This window comes from Mesorhizobium sp. B2-3-5, from assembly GCF_006442395.1.
GTDB lineage: Bacteria > Pseudomonadota > Alphaproteobacteria > Rhizobiales > Rhizobiaceae > Mesorhizobium.
The window spans coordinates 204,073-219,854 of sequence record NZ_VFVX01000002.1; the positions used below are offsets into that span (position 1 = coordinate 204,073).

At 62.1% G+C, this 15,782-nt stretch carries 12 protein-coding genes; 4 read left to right on the forward strand and 8 right to left on the reverse strand.

What is annotated here, in order from left to right; genetic code table 11:
• Positions 1-11 precede the first annotated feature (11 nt).
• Both FJ958_RS03815 and lexA read left to right on the forward strand, forming a co-directional pair.
• Positions 12-785 carry a GntR family transcriptional regulator gene (locus tag FJ958_RS03815; protein WP_140739631.1) on the forward strand — a complete coding sequence of 258 codons (774 nt, stop codon included), beginning with the start codon at positions 12-14 and terminating at the stop codon, positions 783-785.
• A 385-nt stretch (positions 786-1,170) separates the two neighbouring features.
• A complete protein-coding gene (lexA, locus tag FJ958_RS03820; RefSeq protein ID WP_140739634.1) occupies positions 1,171-1,908 on the forward strand; it encodes a transcriptional repressor LexA in 738 nt (245 codons plus the stop codon).
• On the opposite strand, the gene FJ958_RS03825 is transcribed toward lexA, so the two are convergent.
• Complete coding sequence (locus FJ958_RS03825) at positions 1,902-4,361, reverse strand: ComEC/Rec2 family competence protein (protein ID WP_140739638.1); 2,460 nt, start codon at positions 4,359-4,361, stop codon at positions 1,902-1,904. The genes lexA and FJ958_RS03825 overlap by 7 nt on opposite strands.
• Before the next feature lie 102 nt (positions 4,362-4,463).
• Here FJ958_RS03825 and gltX point away from each other — a divergent pair, with 102 nt between their 5' ends.
• Both gltX and gltA read left to right on the forward strand, forming a co-directional pair.
• Positions 4,464-5,888 (forward strand): glutamate--tRNA ligase, encoded by a 1,425-nt coding sequence (gltX, locus tag FJ958_RS03830; protein WP_140739641.1) that lies wholly within the window; start codon positions 4,464-4,466, stop codon positions 5,886-5,888.
• Between the two features lie 184 nt (positions 5,889-6,072).
• Positions 6,073-7,401: a citrate synthase gene (gene gltA, locus FJ958_RS03835; protein WP_140606978.1), complete on the forward strand. Its 1,329-nt coding sequence runs from the start codon at positions 6,073-6,075 to the stop codon at positions 7,399-7,401.
• An 89-nt stretch (positions 7,402-7,490) separates the two neighbouring features.
• Here gltA and lpxB read toward each other — a convergent pair whose 3' ends face one another.
• From lpxB to rseP, 7 genes are all read right to left on the reverse strand, one after another.
• Positions 7,491-8,654 carry a lipid-A-disaccharide synthase gene (gene lpxB, locus FJ958_RS03840; protein WP_140739644.1) on the reverse strand — a complete coding sequence of 388 codons (1,164 nt, stop codon included), beginning with the start codon at positions 8,652-8,654 and terminating at the stop codon, positions 7,491-7,493.
• Positions 8,647-9,546: an LpxI family protein gene (locus FJ958_RS03845; protein ID WP_246679476.1), complete on the reverse strand. Its 900-nt coding sequence runs from the start codon at positions 9,544-9,546 to the stop codon at positions 8,647-8,649. The genes lpxB and FJ958_RS03845 overlap by 8 nt, the downstream gene beginning before the upstream one ends.
• The gene (gene lpxA, locus FJ958_RS03850) at positions 9,533-10,366 is read right to left on the reverse strand and encodes an acyl-ACP--UDP-N-acetylglucosamine O-acyltransferase (RefSeq protein WP_140739650.1); all 834 of its coding nucleotides are present in this window, start codon (positions 10,364-10,366) and stop codon (positions 9,533-9,535) included. Before lpxA ends, FJ958_RS03845 begins: the two co-directional genes overlap by 14 nt.
• Before the next feature lie 13 nt (positions 10,367-10,379).
• Positions 10,380-10,847, reverse strand: a complete 468-nt coding sequence (gene fabZ / locus FJ958_RS03855; RefSeq protein WP_140606981.1) for a 3-hydroxyacyl-ACP dehydratase FabZ — start codon at positions 10,845-10,847, stop codon at positions 10,380-10,382.
• On the reverse strand, positions 10,840-11,895 hold the full coding sequence (lpxD, locus tag FJ958_RS03860) for a UDP-3-O-(3-hydroxymyristoyl)glucosamine N-acyltransferase (RefSeq protein WP_140606982.1): 1,056 nt from the start codon (positions 11,893-11,895) through the stop codon (positions 10,840-10,842). The genes fabZ and lpxD overlap by 8 nt, the downstream gene beginning before the upstream one ends.
• 76 nt (positions 11,896-11,971) lie before the next feature.
• On the reverse strand, positions 11,972-14,371 hold the full coding sequence (gene bamA, locus FJ958_RS03865; protein WP_140739653.1) for an outer membrane protein assembly factor BamA: 2,400 nt from the start codon (positions 14,369-14,371) through the stop codon (positions 11,972-11,974).
• A 217-nt stretch (positions 14,372-14,588) separates the two neighbouring features.
• Positions 14,589-15,731 carry an RIP metalloprotease RseP gene (rseP, locus tag FJ958_RS03870; protein WP_140739656.1) on the reverse strand — a complete coding sequence of 381 codons (1,143 nt, stop codon included), beginning with the start codon at positions 15,729-15,731 and terminating at the stop codon, positions 14,589-14,591.
• Positions 15,732-15,782: the final 51 nt, after the last annotated feature.

Sequence of the window (15,782 nt, forward strand, 5' to 3'; positions counted from 1 at the left end):
GACGGACTGCGATGCAGGATCAGAATAACTCCACAAAGACGGAGGCGGCCTATCAGCTGCTGCGGCGCGATATCCTGACGACGCGCCTCATGCCCGGTGCGCCGCTCAAGCTGAGTGCGCTGCGCGGCACATATGGCGTCGGCTGGACGCCGCTGCGTGAAGCATTGTCTCGGCTTGAAGCCGAGCGCCTTGTCACCGCCATCAGCAATCGCGGCTTTGCCGTCGCCCCCGTGTCGCGCGCCGAACTCGAGGATCTGGCGCGGGCAAGAATGGTCGTCGAAATACCCCTGTTCGTGGAATCGATGGAGAAAGGCGACCGGCAATGGGAAGATGCCGTTGTCACCGCGCATTACCGGCTCTCGCGCTGCAAGACCGCGGTTGACGACCCCTCGGACGCGGCCGTCGACCAGTGGGACGAGAGCCACGAGGCGTTTCACGCGGCGCTGCTGAGTGCTGCGACGTCCAACTGGCTGTCGCGATTCCGTTCGACGATCGCGGATCAGCTGCGGCGGCATCATCGTTTTCTCGGCCTGGCGCCGACATTGCGGGCGGCGGCCGGCCTCAAGCATGGCTATGGAGAGGCCATGGACGCCCTGCGCGAGGCGATCGCGATCGAGCATCACACCGCGATCATGGAGGCGGCGCTCGATCGCGATGTCGAGCGGGCAAAGGCATTGATGACGGCGCATATCGGCTACACGCTGCACGTCTATGTTCACAGCGAAGATAGCGGCGCCAACAACTACACCGCACGCGCCGGCAGCCTGAAAGCGGTTTCCGGATGATTTCGGCGCTTCCGCGCCGCCCGACGCTTACGCATGGATCTATCCGCCAAGCGAGCTGGCGAACGTTGGCGTTTTGGTTTCGTTTCGTTCCGCTGGAATGACACTGGGCGACTCCATAAATCCGCCCCGTGCGCCTTTCAGACGACTGAAGCCAAACCTCAACAAGGGATGGGCCACAGGCCATTAACCAAAACGATTTCAATGCGTGTGTCGGCGGCGGAAATCGTCGGTTGCCGTTTGTTGCCGGCGGCAAAAATTTCGAACCCCTTAACAAATTCACTAAACTTTAAACGGTTGCGGAACACAACTGGAACAGATAGGGTTTGTTCTGGGTTTGTTTTTCGATTCCGATTCAGACCCTTCGTTCAATGCCTTGGGGGCCGCCATGCTGACGCGCAAGCAACATGAACTGCTGATGTTCATTCATGAACGGCTCAAGGAAAGCGGCATCCCGCCCTCCTTCGACGAGATGAAAGAGGCTCTTGATCTTGCCTCCAAGTCGGGGATCCACCGCCTGATCACGGCGCTGGAGGAACGTGGCTTTATTCGCCGACTGCCCAACAGGGCGCGCGCACTGGAAGTGCTCAGGCTGCCGGATTCGATCGCGCCGGGCCTCAATGCCGCAAAGAAATTTTCGCCAAGTGTCATCCAGGGCAGCCTCGGTCAGGGCAACCTTGGTCGTCAGATCAAGCCGGCATCGTCGCGCTTGCCCGCGGCCGGCAATGACGACGATGCGATTCCCGCGGTCTCGATCCCGGTGATGGGCCGTATCGCCGCCGGTGTGCCGATCGATGCCATCCAGCACCAGACGCATTCGATCTCGGTGCCGCCTGACATGATCATGGGCGGCGAGCACTATGCGCTGGAGGTCAAGGGGGACTCGATGATCGAGGCCGGTATCTTCGATGGCGACACGGTCATCATCCGCAACGCCGATACAGCGAGCCCGGGCGAGATCGTCGTGGCGCTGGTCGACGAAGAGGAAGCGACCCTGAAACGGTTCCGCCGCAAGGGAGCTTCGATTGCCCTTGAAGCCGCCAACCCGGCCTACGAGACCCGCATTTTCGGACCGGACAGGGTCAAGGTGCAAGGCAAGCTCGTCGGGCTGATCAGGCGCTACTGAGCAGGGATTGGTGCGCTTGCATTGTCAGGCTTTTTATAGGGCGGCAGCCCCCTCGCCTCGCGCGAGAATTTGCGCTGTTCATGCCAGGGCCGGTATGGCCTGTCGACGGCGAAGTTGACGGTTGGCGGGCCGATCGCCGATTGGCGGTCGAAGAAGACCGCGGCACTTCCGTTGCGAGCGAGTTGCCGTTTGGTGACGACGAGAACCAGCGGGTTATGGCAGGCGTCATAGCCAGTCGCGTCGTTGACGACGATCACGTCGGCGAAACCGCAGGCCTTCCAGGTGTTTTTGCGGTCTTCGACATGCGCGACGATCGCTCCGGACGGGTGCCTGGCGAGACAGACGCCGTCGGTGCAGTAGAACGGTGCTCCCGGCGGCAGATTTACGGCATCGGCAATGGTGAACTGCCCATCAGTCTTGTTGAACACCTCCGGCACGACGATGCTTTCGGATACCAATGCGCGTTTCCAGTTGTCGACGGTGAATTCGTTCGGGCGTGCCCGACTGACGGCGAGTTCGCCACCGCCGATCGGCACCGCGACCAGCCGCGCGTCTTCCGAGATCAGCACATCCGGTGTGCGCGTATGCGACACCGTCAACAGGCCGGCAAGCGCGAACGGGAGTGCGGCGAGCCGCAGCCATGTCGTCGCCATCGTCGCGATAACCAGGGCGACCGTCACCAGCAGCACGGACTGCTGCGAAATCAGTCCGACCGCATCTACCGGAGAGCGTTCCGATATCCACGCAGATATTGCGATCATTGCCGTCAGGGCCTTGCCCATCAGGTAAAGGGACGGCGCATCCAAGCCGAACGGCATCAGCAACGCGCTGGCGACGGCCAGGAACATCACGACCGATACGATCGGCATGACGGCCAGATTGACGAACAGGCTGAGCGGCGATACACGCTGGAAATGCCAAATGGCAAACAGCGTCGTAGCGCTGCCGGCGATGATGGAGGTCATAGCCAATCCACCCGTCGTCAGCAGGAATTTTTGTGTCAGAAGCCCTGGCAGGGATAGCTTCGGCGACGGCGGCCTCGTTTTTCGCGCACGATAATCCGCCCAACCGGCATAGGCGCCAACCAGGGCGGCGGTCGCGGCGAACGACATCTGGAAGCTCGGTCCGACCACTTCATGCGGCGAGACCAGGATGACAGCGATCGCCGAGATCGCCAGGTTGCGCATGGTCAGGGCCGCGCGATCGAACAGAACCGCGATCAGCATCACCGCCAGCATGATGAAGCTGCGTTCGGCGGCAACGACGACGCCCGAAATGACAAGATAGGCAGCGATCGAGAAGAGCGCTGCGGCGGCAGCGTATTTCTTGACCGGCCTTCGTGCGGAAAAATCTGGAAACAGCGCGAAGGCGCCGCGCAGCAGACCCATGACGGTGCCGGCGACCAGCGCCATATGCAATCCGGAAATGGATATGATGTGATAGATGCCGGTGCGCCGCATCGCCTCGTTGATTTCGTCGGGAATGCCGGCGCGCACGCCGACGATCAGTGCCGCCGCGATCTCGCCCTCGGCGCCGCCGATGATACCTGTGATGCGGCCGGCGATGGATTGGCGGGCATTTTCCACCGCCGACGACAGGCGAGCCGAAAGCGGCATGCCGTCGTCGGCACTGACAATCCTGGGATTGCCCAGAAAAAACCCGCTGCCGCCGATGCCGGCGAAATAGCTGTCGAAGGAGAAATCATAGCTGTCCGGCCGCACCGGACCGGTCGGCGGCAAGAGTTTGGCATAGCCTGATATCAACGAGCCGGCGGTCAATTCCGGCGGTATCTTGCGTGCCGAAAGCCGGACCCTTTCCGGCATATAGCGCAGTTTCGGCCGGGCGGTGGACGTCACGTCAATGGTCAGCCGGATGCGGCCGGTCTCCATCCGATCGAGCGAGACGACGCGCCCCGTCACTTCAGTCGAAATCTCCGAGCCCAGCATTCGTGTTCCGGCCCGCCATGTTTCGACCTTCGCCGCGAGCAGGCCCAGCGCGCACAGCAGCATTGCCGTGAAACACAGGTGGGTTTTTGGCCGGGAACGCGAGGCAAGCGCACAGAGCGCCGTCAGTACGACGACTGCTACAGGCTTGGCAAAATCAGGCTCCGCCGCCAGCGAATAGTAGCCGATCGCTCCGGTGGCCAGACAGACCGGCACCAGCAGGAAGGCGATGCCCCGGTCAAGTTCCAGTTCCGCCGCCTTGGCCACGCCATGGCGCAGGCGAGGCAATGATGTCAGGCCGAATTGCCGGCGCACGCGCGCAATCCTGCCCGCGGCAAGCGGTGGACTTGGTGCAGGAATGTCCGTCTGCAGCGGCCGGGTAGCGGGCGCGGGCACGAGGGATGTCGGCGATGGCAACGGAATAGCCGGAGGCGTTGCAAACAAGGACCGTTCGCTGACGCCAGCAACAGCGTCCTCGCCCCGATCCGAGCCCCGGCCTCGTCCAGCCATCGGGTCTGCCCCTTGCACCCCTGACGCCCTATGGTACATGAACCCGCGACGCGCGAAAGTCCGCGCAACCGAACCCCGCCTCAGATGGTTTCCGAGAGTTTCATGTCCGACAAGGTCGTCACCCGTTTTGCCCCTTCGCCCACCGGCTATCTGCACATCGGCGGCGCCCGCACGGCGTTGTTCAACTGGCTTTATGCCAAGCACACCGGCGGCACGATGCTGCTGCGCATCGAGGACACCGATCGCGAGCGTTCGACCGATGCTGCGACGGCCGCCATCCTGGACGGACTCTCCTGGCTCGGTCTTGGCTGGGACGGCGACGCTGTCTCCCAATTCGAGCGCGCGCCGCGGCATCGCGAGGTGGCCGAGGAACTCGTGCGCCTAGGCAAGGCCTACCACAGCTACGAGACGCCTGCCGAGCTGGAGGCGATGCGCGAGGCAGCGCGTGCCAAGGGCCTGCCGCCGCGCTACAACGGCCAGTGGCGCGATCGTGATCCGTCCGAGGCGCCTCCGGGGGTCAAGGGCGCCATCCGCATCAAGGCGCCAACCGAGGGCGAGACGGTAGTTGACGACCGTGTCCAGGGCGAGGTGCGATTCCCCAACAAGGATCTCGACGATTTCATCATTCTGCGTTCGGACGGCAACCCGACCTACATGCACGCCGTCGTCGTCGACGACCACGACATGGGCGTTACGCATATCATTCGGGGCGACGACCACCTGACCAATGCGGCCCGCCAGACGGTGATCTACAACGCCATGGGCTGGGAGGTGCCATCGATGTCGCACATCCCGCTGATCCACGGCGCCGACGGTGCCAAGCTGTCGAAGCGCCATGGCGCGCTCGGCGTCGAAGCCTATCGCGCCATGGGCTACCTGCCGGAGGCACTGCTCAACTACCTGGCGCGCCTCGGCTGGAGCCATGGCGACGACGAGATCATGTCGATCAAGGATATGATCTCCTGGTTCGACATCGGCGACGTCAACAAGGGCGCCGCCCGTTTCGATTTCGCCAAGCTGGAGGCGCTGAACGGCGTCCATATGCGCCGCATGAGCGACGCGGAACTGTTCGACATCTTCATCGCCACCCTGCCCTATCTCCAGGGCGGCCCGGCGATGGCCGCGCGCCTCAACGAGCATAACAAGGCGCAATTGCTGGCAGCCCTTCCGGGCCTGAAGGAGCGCGCCAAGACACTGGTAGAACTCGTCGATGGCGCCGCTTACCTGTTTGCGGAGCGGCCGCTGCCGGTCGACGAGAAGGCGGCGCTGCTGCTCAATGGCGATTCCCGCAAGATCCTGCGCGGCGCTCACGAAGCCTTGAATGCGCTTTCGGGCGACTGGACGGCCGCCGCCGCGGAGGCCGCGATCCGCGACTATGCGCTGGCCGGAGGCCACAAGCTGGGCGCCGTGGCACAGCCCTTGCGCGCCGCCCTGACCGGCAAAAGCACCTCGCCTGGCGTGTTCGACGTGCTTGCCGTGCTGGGGCGTGAGGAAAGCCTGGGTCGCATATCGGATCAAATCGATTAGGAGCAAACTGGCCCAAAAAGATTGGCATTGAAAGGCGGGTTTCGCAGTGCAACATTAGGCCTTGGCCCAATCTGGCACGCACCTCCTAAAATGCGGTGGCGAATACGCGCATTGCAGTGATTTCGACGTGTCGCTTCGCAGAAATTTGCCTTTGCCGGCATGAGGAAACAAGAAGGAGTTTGCAATGACCGAAGCTGCGACAAAACTGGAATTTGGCGGCAAGACCCAGGAGGCCACGGCCAAGCTGGAGCTCGGCGGCAAGACTCATGAGTTCAAAGTGCGAAGTGGCTCCGTCGGGCCAGATGTCATCGACATTGCCACACTTTACAGCACCACCGGCGCCTTCACCTACGATCCCGGCTTCACCTCGACCGCGAGCTGCGAATCGGAGATCACCTTCATCGACGGCGATGCGGGCATTCTCCTGCATCGCGGCTACCCGATCGACCAGTTGGCGGAACACGGCGACTTCCTCGAGGTCTGCTACCTCCTGCTCTACGGCGAACTCCCCACCAAGGCGCAGAAGGACGATTTCGATTACCGCGTGACGCGCCACACAATGGTGCACGAGCAGATGTCGCGCTTCTTCACCGGCTTCCGCCGCGACGCGCACCCGATGGCGGTGATGTGCGGCGTGGTCGGTGCGCTGTCGGCTTTCTATCACGACTCCACCGACATCTCCGACCCGTACCAGCGCATGGTCGCTTCCATGCGGCTGATCGCCAAGATGCCGACGATCGCGGCCATGGCCTACAAGTATCACATCGGCCAGCCCTTCATTTACCCGAAAAATGATCTCGGTTTCGCGGCAAACTTCCTGCATATGTGCTTCGCAGTGCCTTGCGAGGAGTACAAGATCAACCCGGTGCTGGCCCGCGCCATGGAGCGCATCTTCATCCTGCATGCCGATCACGAGCAGAACGCCTCGACCTCCACGGTTCGCCTCGCCGGCTCTTCGGGTGCCAACCCGTTTGCGTGCATCGCCGCCGGCATTGCCTGCCTGTGGGGCCCGGCGCATGGCGGCGCCAATGAAGCGGCGCTCAACATGCTGGGCGAGATCGGCCATGTCGATCACATCCCGGAGTTCATCGCCCGCGCCAAGGACAAGAACGACCCGTTCCGGCTGATGGGCTTCGGCCACCGCGTCTACAAGAACTACGATCCGCGCGCCAAGATCATGCAGAAAACGGCGCACGAGGTTCTGGGCGAGCTCGGCATCAAGGACGATCCGCTGCTCGACATCGCCATGGAACTGGAAAAGATCGCGCTGACCGATCCTTATTTCATCGAGAAGAAGCTCTACCCGAATGTCGACTTCTATTCCGGCATCACGCTAAAGGCGCTGGGCTTCCCCACCACCATGTTCACGGTGCTGTTCGCCGTCGCCCGCACTGTCGGCTGGATCGCGCAGTGGAAAGAGATGATCGAGGATCCGCGCCAGAAGATCGGCCGCCCGCGCCAGCTCTATACTGGCGCGCCGGAGCGCGATTACGTGCCGATCGCCAAGCGGTGAATTCGGGCAGTTGGTAGTCAGTAGTCGGTAGTGAAGAATCGTCATTCCTTTCACTACTCACTACTCACTACTCACTACTCACTACTCACTCACTTGACATACCGCATCACGACAGCCGCCGCGATTTCGCCGGACGGCCTGTCCGTCGCCATGCGCCGTGCGATCTCGGCAAACCCGTCTTTCTGCCAGGCGCGGATGCCGGTGTCGGTCAACAACCCTTCCAACTGGCGCGCCAGATTGTTCGGTTTGACGTACTCGTTGTAGAACTCCGGGATCAGCGCGCGATCCGAGATCAGGTTGGGCAGCAGCGCCGACCAGACGGTAACGAGATACGGCGCGACGACGCGCGCGACAGGGTCGAGGCGGTAGCAGGAGACCATCGGCACACCGGACAATGCCAGTTCCAGGGAGACCGTGCCGGACGCGATCAACGCCGCGTCGGCTTTGCCGAAGGCCTGCCATTTACGCTCGGGCTCCAGGATGATCTCGGGTTTCTCATCCCAGCGCGTGACAGCGGACCGGACGGTGTCCGCGACATGAGGCACCGTCGGCAACATCAGCCGAAGGCGGTGTCCGCGCGCCCGCAGCATCGACACGGTCTCGCCAAACGGCTCCAGCAGTCGCCGCACCTCGCCGCGCCGCGAGCCGGGCAGGACAAGCAGCGTCTTCACGCGGTCCGGTGAAAGGTCGCGCGGCTGCCCCTGAGCCTTTGCCGCCGAGAGCACACCCGCATCATGGGTCAGACGGTGCCCGACATAGGTGCCGGGCGGGCCGTCAAGTCTCGCGAGCTCCTTCACTTCGAACGGCAGGATGCACAGGATATGATCGACATAGGGCTTCATCGCCACCGCCCTGCCCGGCCGCCATGCCCAGACGCTCGGGCAGACATAGTGGACGATCGGGATCGACGGGTTGGCCGCACGCACCTTCCTGGCGACGCGCAACGAAAAGTCCGGGCTGTCGATGGTGATCAGGCAGTCGGGCTTGGCGTCGGCGATCATCCCGGCCATCTGGCCGATCCGCCGCATCAGGCGCGGCAGATCGCGCAGGACGGCACTGAAACCCATCAGCGCGACCTCGCCGGCATCGAAGGGCGAAACCAGCCCTAGCCCCTGCAGATGGCGGCCGCCGAGGCCGACGAGTTGCACCTCGCGGCCTGTCGATGCCTTCAGCGAACGAACGATGTCGGCGCCCAGCAGATCGCCGGATTCTTCGCCGGCCACGATTGCGATCTTCAGCGCCTTGTCAGCCATGTGGCGGCTCCGTTGCTGGCAGGCCGACGATGAACAGGCCGAGCGCGTTCGCGCGCGCAAGCGTCACCGGTCCTTCGAGGATCAGCGAACGTCCGGCCTCGACCGCAATGCCGGCAAGTCCCGCCGCATGCGCCGCCTCGACCGTCCGTGGTCCGATCGACGGCAGGTCGGCGCGAAGTTCCTGGCCAGGTTTGGCACACTTGACCAGAACCCCACGGGTCTTGCCGGCAAGCCGGCCGTGGCGGCGCAGCTCTCGTGTTCTTTCGAGCAGGCCGTGCGTACCTTCGATGCCTTCGAGCGCAATCGCCCGGCCACCGATGGCAATCGCCGCCTGGCCGATATCGAGCGCCCCGATGGCCTTGGCTGCCTGCCTCGCCGCCTCGATGTCGCGCCAGTCCGATTGCTTCGGTGCCGTCGCGGTCAGCGTGCCTTCGCCGGCGGCGAGCTCGGGAACGACCTGATGCGCGCCGATCACCTTGATGCCCCGCTTTTCCAGACCGCGTGTCACCACCTTCAGCAGGCCGTCATCGCCACGCGCCAGCGCCATGATCACCGACGGCACAATCGCCAGCAAGCCAAGGCTCAGGCGAATCTTGGCCAATTGCGGCCTGCGTTTGATCTCGCCGGCCAGCACCAGATGCGTGATTCCATATCGCTTCAGCGTCGGCACCAACGAACCGATCTGCTCCAGGGCCAGACTGTCATGCTCGTAACGGCGCAGGTCCTGCTGGCGATCGGCTTCGCCCTCCATCAACAGGACGAAAGGCGGATAACCGTGTGTGGCCAAGCCTCGTGCGACTTCGACCGGAAGACTGCCGCCGCCGGCGATGATGCCAACCCTGGCATCAGGCGGGAGATCAAGACCGCTTGCCGCTGTCTTAGTCTTCATCATCGGCATCGTCGCCATCGCCACCCTTGAGCGACGGCACCGCATAATGCCGCTTGCCGCGACTGGTGATGAAATCGATGATCTTCATCGCGGTTGGGGACGAAGCGAACTCCGCTTTGGCGAACTCGATGTTTTCGCCAACGGTGCGGGAACGGTCGAAGATCGTCTTGTAAGCTTTCCGCAGCAAATGGATTTCGGACCTTGGCAGGCCGGAACGCCTCAGGCCGATAATGTTGAGGCCGCGCAGGCTGGCGCGGTTACCAACGGCGATGGCGTAAGGAATGATATCGCCCACGATCGCGGAGCAACCGCCCAGAAACGCGTTGTCGCCAACGCGCACGAACTGATGAACGGCAGTCAGGCCGCCAATGTAGACATTGTTGCCGATTTCGCAGTGGCCGCCCAGCGTCGCCCCATTGGCGAAGGTGGCGTTGTTGCCGACCACGCAATCATGGGCGATATGGGCATAGGCGAGGAAATTGCCGTTGTCGCCCACCGTCGTTTCGCCCCGGCTGGTGTCGGTGCCGACATGCATGGTGACGCCTTCGCGGATGGTGCAGTTCGCGCCGATGACCAGTGTGGTGCGTCCGCCCTTGTGCTTGGTATTCTGCGGCGGCCCACCCAGTATCGCCATCGGGTAGACCTTGGTCGAGGCACCGATGGTGGTCGCGCCCATCACCGAGACATGACCGGCCAGTTCGACACCGTCGCCGATCACGGCATCGGCGCTGATATGGCAAAACGGCCCTATACGAACATCCTGGCCAATCTGGGCGCCTTCTTCCACGACGGAGGAAGGATGGATTGAAGTCTTGATTTTCATAAGCACTCGATCGTCAGTCGCCGGTGACCATCATGGCTGAAATCTCGGCCTCGGCCGCCTTGGTGCCCTCGACCATGGCTTCGCAGGCGAATTTGAGCAGGTTGCCGCGCTTTTTGATTTTCTTGACGTGGATCTTCAACTGGTCGCCGGGAACGACCGGTTTGCGGAATTTGGCGTTGTCGATGGTCAGGAAATAGACCAGCGATGGCTTCGATGCCCCAAGGCTGCGGATGCAGATGGCGCCGGCCGTCTGCGCCATTGCTTCGACGATCAGCACGCCCGGCATCACCGGCTGCTCGGGGAAATGGCCTTGAAAATGCGGCTCGTTGATGGTGACGTTCTTGATGCCGATGGCGGATTCATCGCCATCGATATCGACAATGCGGTCGATCATCAGGAATGGATAACGATGCGGCAGAAGCTTCATCAGCCCCATTATGTCGACCGCTTCCAGCGTCGTCGCCGCCACCATGTCAGCCATTGTCCTTGCCCTGCTTGCGTGCCCTGGCCATCGTGCGCAACATGGCTATCTCTCGCATCGCTTCCGCCATCGGCTGCGCCGGATAGCCGCCCCAGATCTCGCCGGCAGGAACATTGCTCATAAATCCACTTCTGGCGGCAAGCTTGGCTCCCGTGCCGATGGTCAGATGATCCGCAAGTCCGACGCCGCCGCCCATGGTGACATTGTCACCCACGACCACGGAACCCGAAATACCTGAAAGGCCGGCTACTATGCAATTGCGACCGATGCGGACGTTATGGGCGATCTGCACGAGATTGTCGATCTTGGTGCCCTGACCGATAATCGTATCGGACATGGCGCCGCGATCGACAGTGGAATTGGAGCCGATCTCGACATCGTCCTGGATGACCACCCGACCGATCTGGGGAACACGTTCCGGCCCCTTGGCGCCGCCGACGAAGCCAAAGCCATCCTGGCCGATCCTGGCCCCGCCATGGATGATGACCCGGTTGCCGATCAGCGCATATTGGATACTCGCGCCTGGGCCAACATAGCCGTTACGGCCGATCTGGCAGGACTGCCCGATGACGGCGTTGGGCGCGATCACGGTGCCGCTGCCGATCGAGACGCCCGGCCCAACAACCGCGCCGGCCTCGATGATCACGCCGGCTTCGACATGGGCGGTTGGATCGACATGGGCATGCGGCGAAACGCCGGTTTCGCCGGTCATTGGCCCTGGCGTGGCGGCCGTGGGGAACAGCAGTCGCCCGACCAGCGCGAATGCCTGCTGCGGTCGCGGGTGGATCAGCACAGCGATGCCGACCGGCGCCTTGTTGGCGAATTCCGCTGGGCACAGCACGGCCGCGGCCCGTAGCGATGGCATCAGCGCGGAATTACGCCTGCCGTCCACGAAGACGAGCGCATTCGCTCCGCCTTCGCTGGCTGGTGCCAGTGCTTCGATCGAAACGTCGGATTGGCCGGAATCGACAAGCACCGAGCCGGTCAGATTCGCGACTTCGGCCGCCGTATACCGGCGTGATGGCGCGAAGAACACCGGATCGGTCATTCCAGAAGCTATATCCAGCTAGGTCGGAACATTTCTCCCGGATCCAAAAAAATCCGGGAGCATCGTTGGCCGCCGATCAGAAGCGGGTCGATATGCCGAAGTTGAATTCTTGCACCTCGTCACGCGCTTCCTTCTTGACCGGGATCGCATAGTCGATACGGATCGGGCCGAACGGTGAAGCCCACATCAGGCCGACACCGACCGAGGCGCGCAATTTCATACCAGTGCCCGCAATTGTTATGTCTGGGGCGGGATCAGCGCCAAGATGTCGGTCGATCTTGCTGCCGTAGAGCGTTGCGGCGTCCGCAAACACCGCTCCGCGCAGACCGAAGCTCTCGGGAATGACCGGCAATGGGAACTGCGCTTCGGCCGAGGCGTTGAAATAAGTCACACCCCCCAGATGGTCACCCGTGGTCGGGTCCACCGGACCGATGCCATTATACGCAAAGCCACGGATCATGCGGTCGGTGCTCTGGAATTGATCGAAGATACGCAGATTACCGTCGCCGCCATAGGCCTCCACGTGTCCTGCACCGCCTGAAATCAGCCCGACCAGATCAAGCTGCTCGGACAGCGTCTGGTAGATACTGCCGCGCCCGGTGATCTTTACGAACTTCGCGTCACCACCGAGACCGGCCAGCTCGACCGTCGTGTTGGCATAGATGCCTTCATGCGGGTTCTTCATGTCGTCGATCGTGTTGTAGACCAGACCGAGGCTGATCGACGACTTGATCCAAGGACTTTGAGCGATGCCATCCAAAATGGCAGGCGAAATCGTGCAGTTGGGACCATCAGGATCCGCAGTGGTGGTGGGACCGCAACCGTCGTCCACTGAATATTTCTCTTGCGAGATGTTGTATGCCAGCTGGGTCGTGATGCTGTTCGTGATCGGCAGGCCGAAGCGCACCGTCGCACCCGTGGTATCGCTGTCGTAATTGTTGTTGTATTGCCGCGTCGATTTGTAGACGTCGAAGCCGGCTGCGATGCGCCGCCCGAGGAAATACGGTTCGGTGAATGAGATGCTGTAGTCGCGCGAATGCCTGCCGCCACCCGCCGACAGCTTGATGTACTGGCCGCGGCCGAGGAAGTTGCGCTCGGTGACCGATCCTTCGACCGACGGGCCGGCCGTGTCACCGCCAGTCGAATAGCCGGCGCCAACCGAGAATTCGCCGGTCGATTTCTCGACTACGTCGACCACCAGCACGACCTGGTCGGGCTGCGAACCGGGCACCGTCGAGATTTCGACTTTGTCAAAATAATTCAGGTCTTCAAGGCGCTTCTTCGCGCGCTGGACGAGCACCTGGTTGAACGCATCGCCTTCACTGACGTCAAACTCGCGGCGAATGACGTAGTCGCGCGTGCGGTCGTTGCCGCGGATTTCGATGCGCTCGATATAGGCCTTGGTCCCTTGGTCGATCGTATAAACGACCGAAATCGTATGGTTCTCGAAGTTGCGGTCGCCGCGTGGCGTCACCTGCGCGAAGGCATAGCCCGAACCGGCCACCTTCTCGGTGAGCGCTACGATGGTATCTTCGACGTTCTTGGCGTTGTAGACATCGCCCTTGCGGGTCTCGACCACCGACTCAAGCGCCTTCGAATCCACTTCCGGGATGGTGCTTTCGACGCTGATATCGCCGAAATTGTAACGCTCGCCTTCCTGGACGGTGATAGTAACCGTGTACTTGTTCGTCGCGCTGTCGAGTTCGCCGACGGCGGACACCACCTGGAAATCGGCATAGCCGTGATTGTAGTAGAAGCGGCGCAGCAGTTCCTGGTCGGCGCGCAGCTTGTCCTCGTCATAGACGTCGTCACGCAGGACGAACGAGACCCAGGACGAGCGCTTGGTGTTGATCACGTCCGACAGGCGGCGGCTCGAATAAGCGCTGTTGCCGACAAAATTGATCGCCGCGATCTGCGTTCGGTCGCCTTCGGTGATGTGGAACACCACGTTCACGCGGTTGTCACCGAGCTCCATGACCTGCGTGGTCACGCCGGCATCGTCACGGCCAATGCGCCTATATGCGGCCTTGACCGCCTCGACGTCCGAATCCAGCGTCGCCTGCGAGAAGGTGCCGCGCGGCTTCAGCTGGACCGCGGCCTGGAGTGCATTGTCCTTGAGCTTCTTGTTGCCCTGGAACAGCACCTGGTTGACGACCTTGTATTCGGAAACCTTGACCACCAGCGTCGAGCCGACTTGGTTGATCTGCACGTCCGAGAACAGCCCGGTGCCGAACAGCGCCTTGACCGCGGCGTCGATGTCGGAACTCGAGAAGGCCTTGCCCGGCTTGATGGTGATGTAATTGCGGACCGTATCGGCGTCGACACGCTGGTTGCCGCTGACCTCCACCCTGCTGACGACAGCGGCTTCAGCCGCCGATGTGGCAACGAATTGCACTGCGAGCGCACCTGGCACAACCAGAGCGGCGGACAGTGCCGCCGCTGACGCGGCGTTCAGAAACTTGGATGCTGCCTTCATCGGGCTTAATAACCTTTTCTCGTAGTCCCCACGGCGAGAAAACCGGACGTGCGGTAATTTCCCCTACCGTATTAACCGGATTTTCCCTACACGCAAGGCTTCTGGTTAATTTGTATTTACTTAACCCTGCTGCGTGGCTTTCGCGTCACTCATATCCCCGTGCATGGTAAACGGCGTCTCAACATCGACCATGCCAAAGCCAAATTTCTTCATGATTTCAGCACCCAAACAGATCGTTCCAGAATACGAAACCCATGAAGCACAAGACCAGAAGCAGACCGGCCCGATAGGCCATTTCCATCATCCGTTCCGACACCGGCCGGCGGATGACGGCCTCCACCCCGTAGAACAAGAGATGGCCGCCGTCGAGGGGGGGAATCGGCAAAAGGTTTAGAATGCCTATCCCGACGGACAGCAGCGCGACAAGCTGCACCAGCCACTCGAAACCCAGCTTGGCCGCCCTGCCGGCCATGTCGGCGATCTTGACGGGACCACCCAACTGACACTTGTCCTCGCGTCCGACGGCGAAGCGCTGCAAAAATTGGCCCGTGCGCTCGATGACATGGCCTGTTTCCTCGACTGCCGCCGCAACCGCCCCCACCGGGGTGTAGGTGATGAGACGGGGCTGGCCGAGTTCCTTGTTGTTGACGACGCCGATCACCGCAACCTTGACCTTGTTGCCGAGCGCGTCTTCCTGCTCCATCAACTGCGGGGTCGCGGTCACCGTGACTTCCTTGCCGTCGCGCAGCATGACGAAGGTGATGGTGTCGCCGGCACGGCCCGAGACCAGCCGCTGCACGTCGCCGAAGGTCTCGACCTTGCTGCCATCGACGCTGACGAATCGGTCGCCGGGCATGATGCCGGCCTTCGCCGCCGGACTGTCGGCGGTAACTTCGGCCACCATGGGCTCCGCGACATAACGCCCATAGGCGCCGAACAGCACGGCAAAGACGACGATCGTCAGCAGGAAATTGAACAGAGGCCCGGCCGCCACCGTCGCCGCGCGCTTCCAGATCGCCTGGGTGTGGAAGGCAACCTTGCGTTCCTCGTCGGTCAGTGTTTCGAGCTCTTCCGATGTCGGCTGGCTGGAGGTGGCGTTCATGTCGCCGATAAATTTGACATAGCCGCCAAGCGGTATGGCGCAAAGCTTCCAGCGCGTGCCATGCCTGTCGTTGAAGCCGATGAGTTCGGGACCGAAGCCGATCGAAAAGGCCCTGACGCCAATGCCGCACCAGCGGCCGACGAGGTAGTGCCCCATTTCGTGGACGAACACCACCACGGTCAGCACGAAGAGAAACGGCACGAGCGTGCCGAGAAAGAAACCTTCCGTACTGAAAATCGCGTGAAGAATCCCGTTCAAGTCATGCCCTCAAAATTCTTCCGCCGTTGAGGCGTGACTGTGACATCAATC

Excerpts from the sequence above, each read along its gene's own strand:
- fabZ (WP_140606981.1), bottom strand. The coding sequence starts at position 10,847 with ATGGCTGACATGGTGGCGGCGACGACGCTGGAAGCGGTCGACATAATG.
- FJ958_RS03845 (WP_246679476.1), bottom strand. The coding sequence starts at position 9,546 with ATGATGAAGACTAAGACAGCGGCAAGCGGTCTTGATCTCCCGCCTGAT.
- lpxD (WP_140606982.1), bottom strand. The coding sequence starts at position 11,895 with ATGACCGATCCGGTGTTCTTCGCGCCATCACGCCGGTATACGGCGGCC.
- FJ958_RS03825 (WP_140739638.1), bottom strand. The coding sequence starts at position 4,361 with ATGGCTGGACGAGGCCGGGGCTCGGATCGGGGCGAGGACGCTGTTGCT.
- gltX (WP_140739641.1), top strand. The coding sequence starts at position 4,464 with ATGTCCGACAAGGTCGTCACCCGTTTTGCCCCTTCGCCCACCGGCTAT.
- gltA (WP_140606978.1), top strand. The coding sequence starts at position 6,073 with ATGACCGAAGCTGCGACAAAACTGGAATTTGGCGGCAAGACCCAGGAG.
- bamA (WP_140739653.1), bottom strand. The coding sequence starts at position 14,371 with ATGAAGGCAGCATCCAAGTTTCTGAACGCCGCGTCAGCGGCGGCACTG.
- FJ958_RS03815 (WP_140739631.1), top strand. The coding sequence starts at position 12 with ATGCAGGATCAGAATAACTCCACAAAGACGGAGGCGGCCTATCAGCTG.
- lpxB (WP_140739644.1), bottom strand. The coding sequence starts at position 8,654 with ATGGCTGACAAGGCGCTGAAGATCGCAATCGTGGCCGGCGAAGAATCC.
- lexA (WP_140739634.1), top strand. The coding sequence starts at position 1,171 with ATGCTGACGCGCAAGCAACATGAACTGCTGATGTTCATTCATGAACGG.
- lpxA (WP_140739650.1), bottom strand. The coding sequence starts at position 10,366 with ATGAAAATCAAGACTTCAATCCATCCTTCCTCCGTCGTGGAAGAAGGC.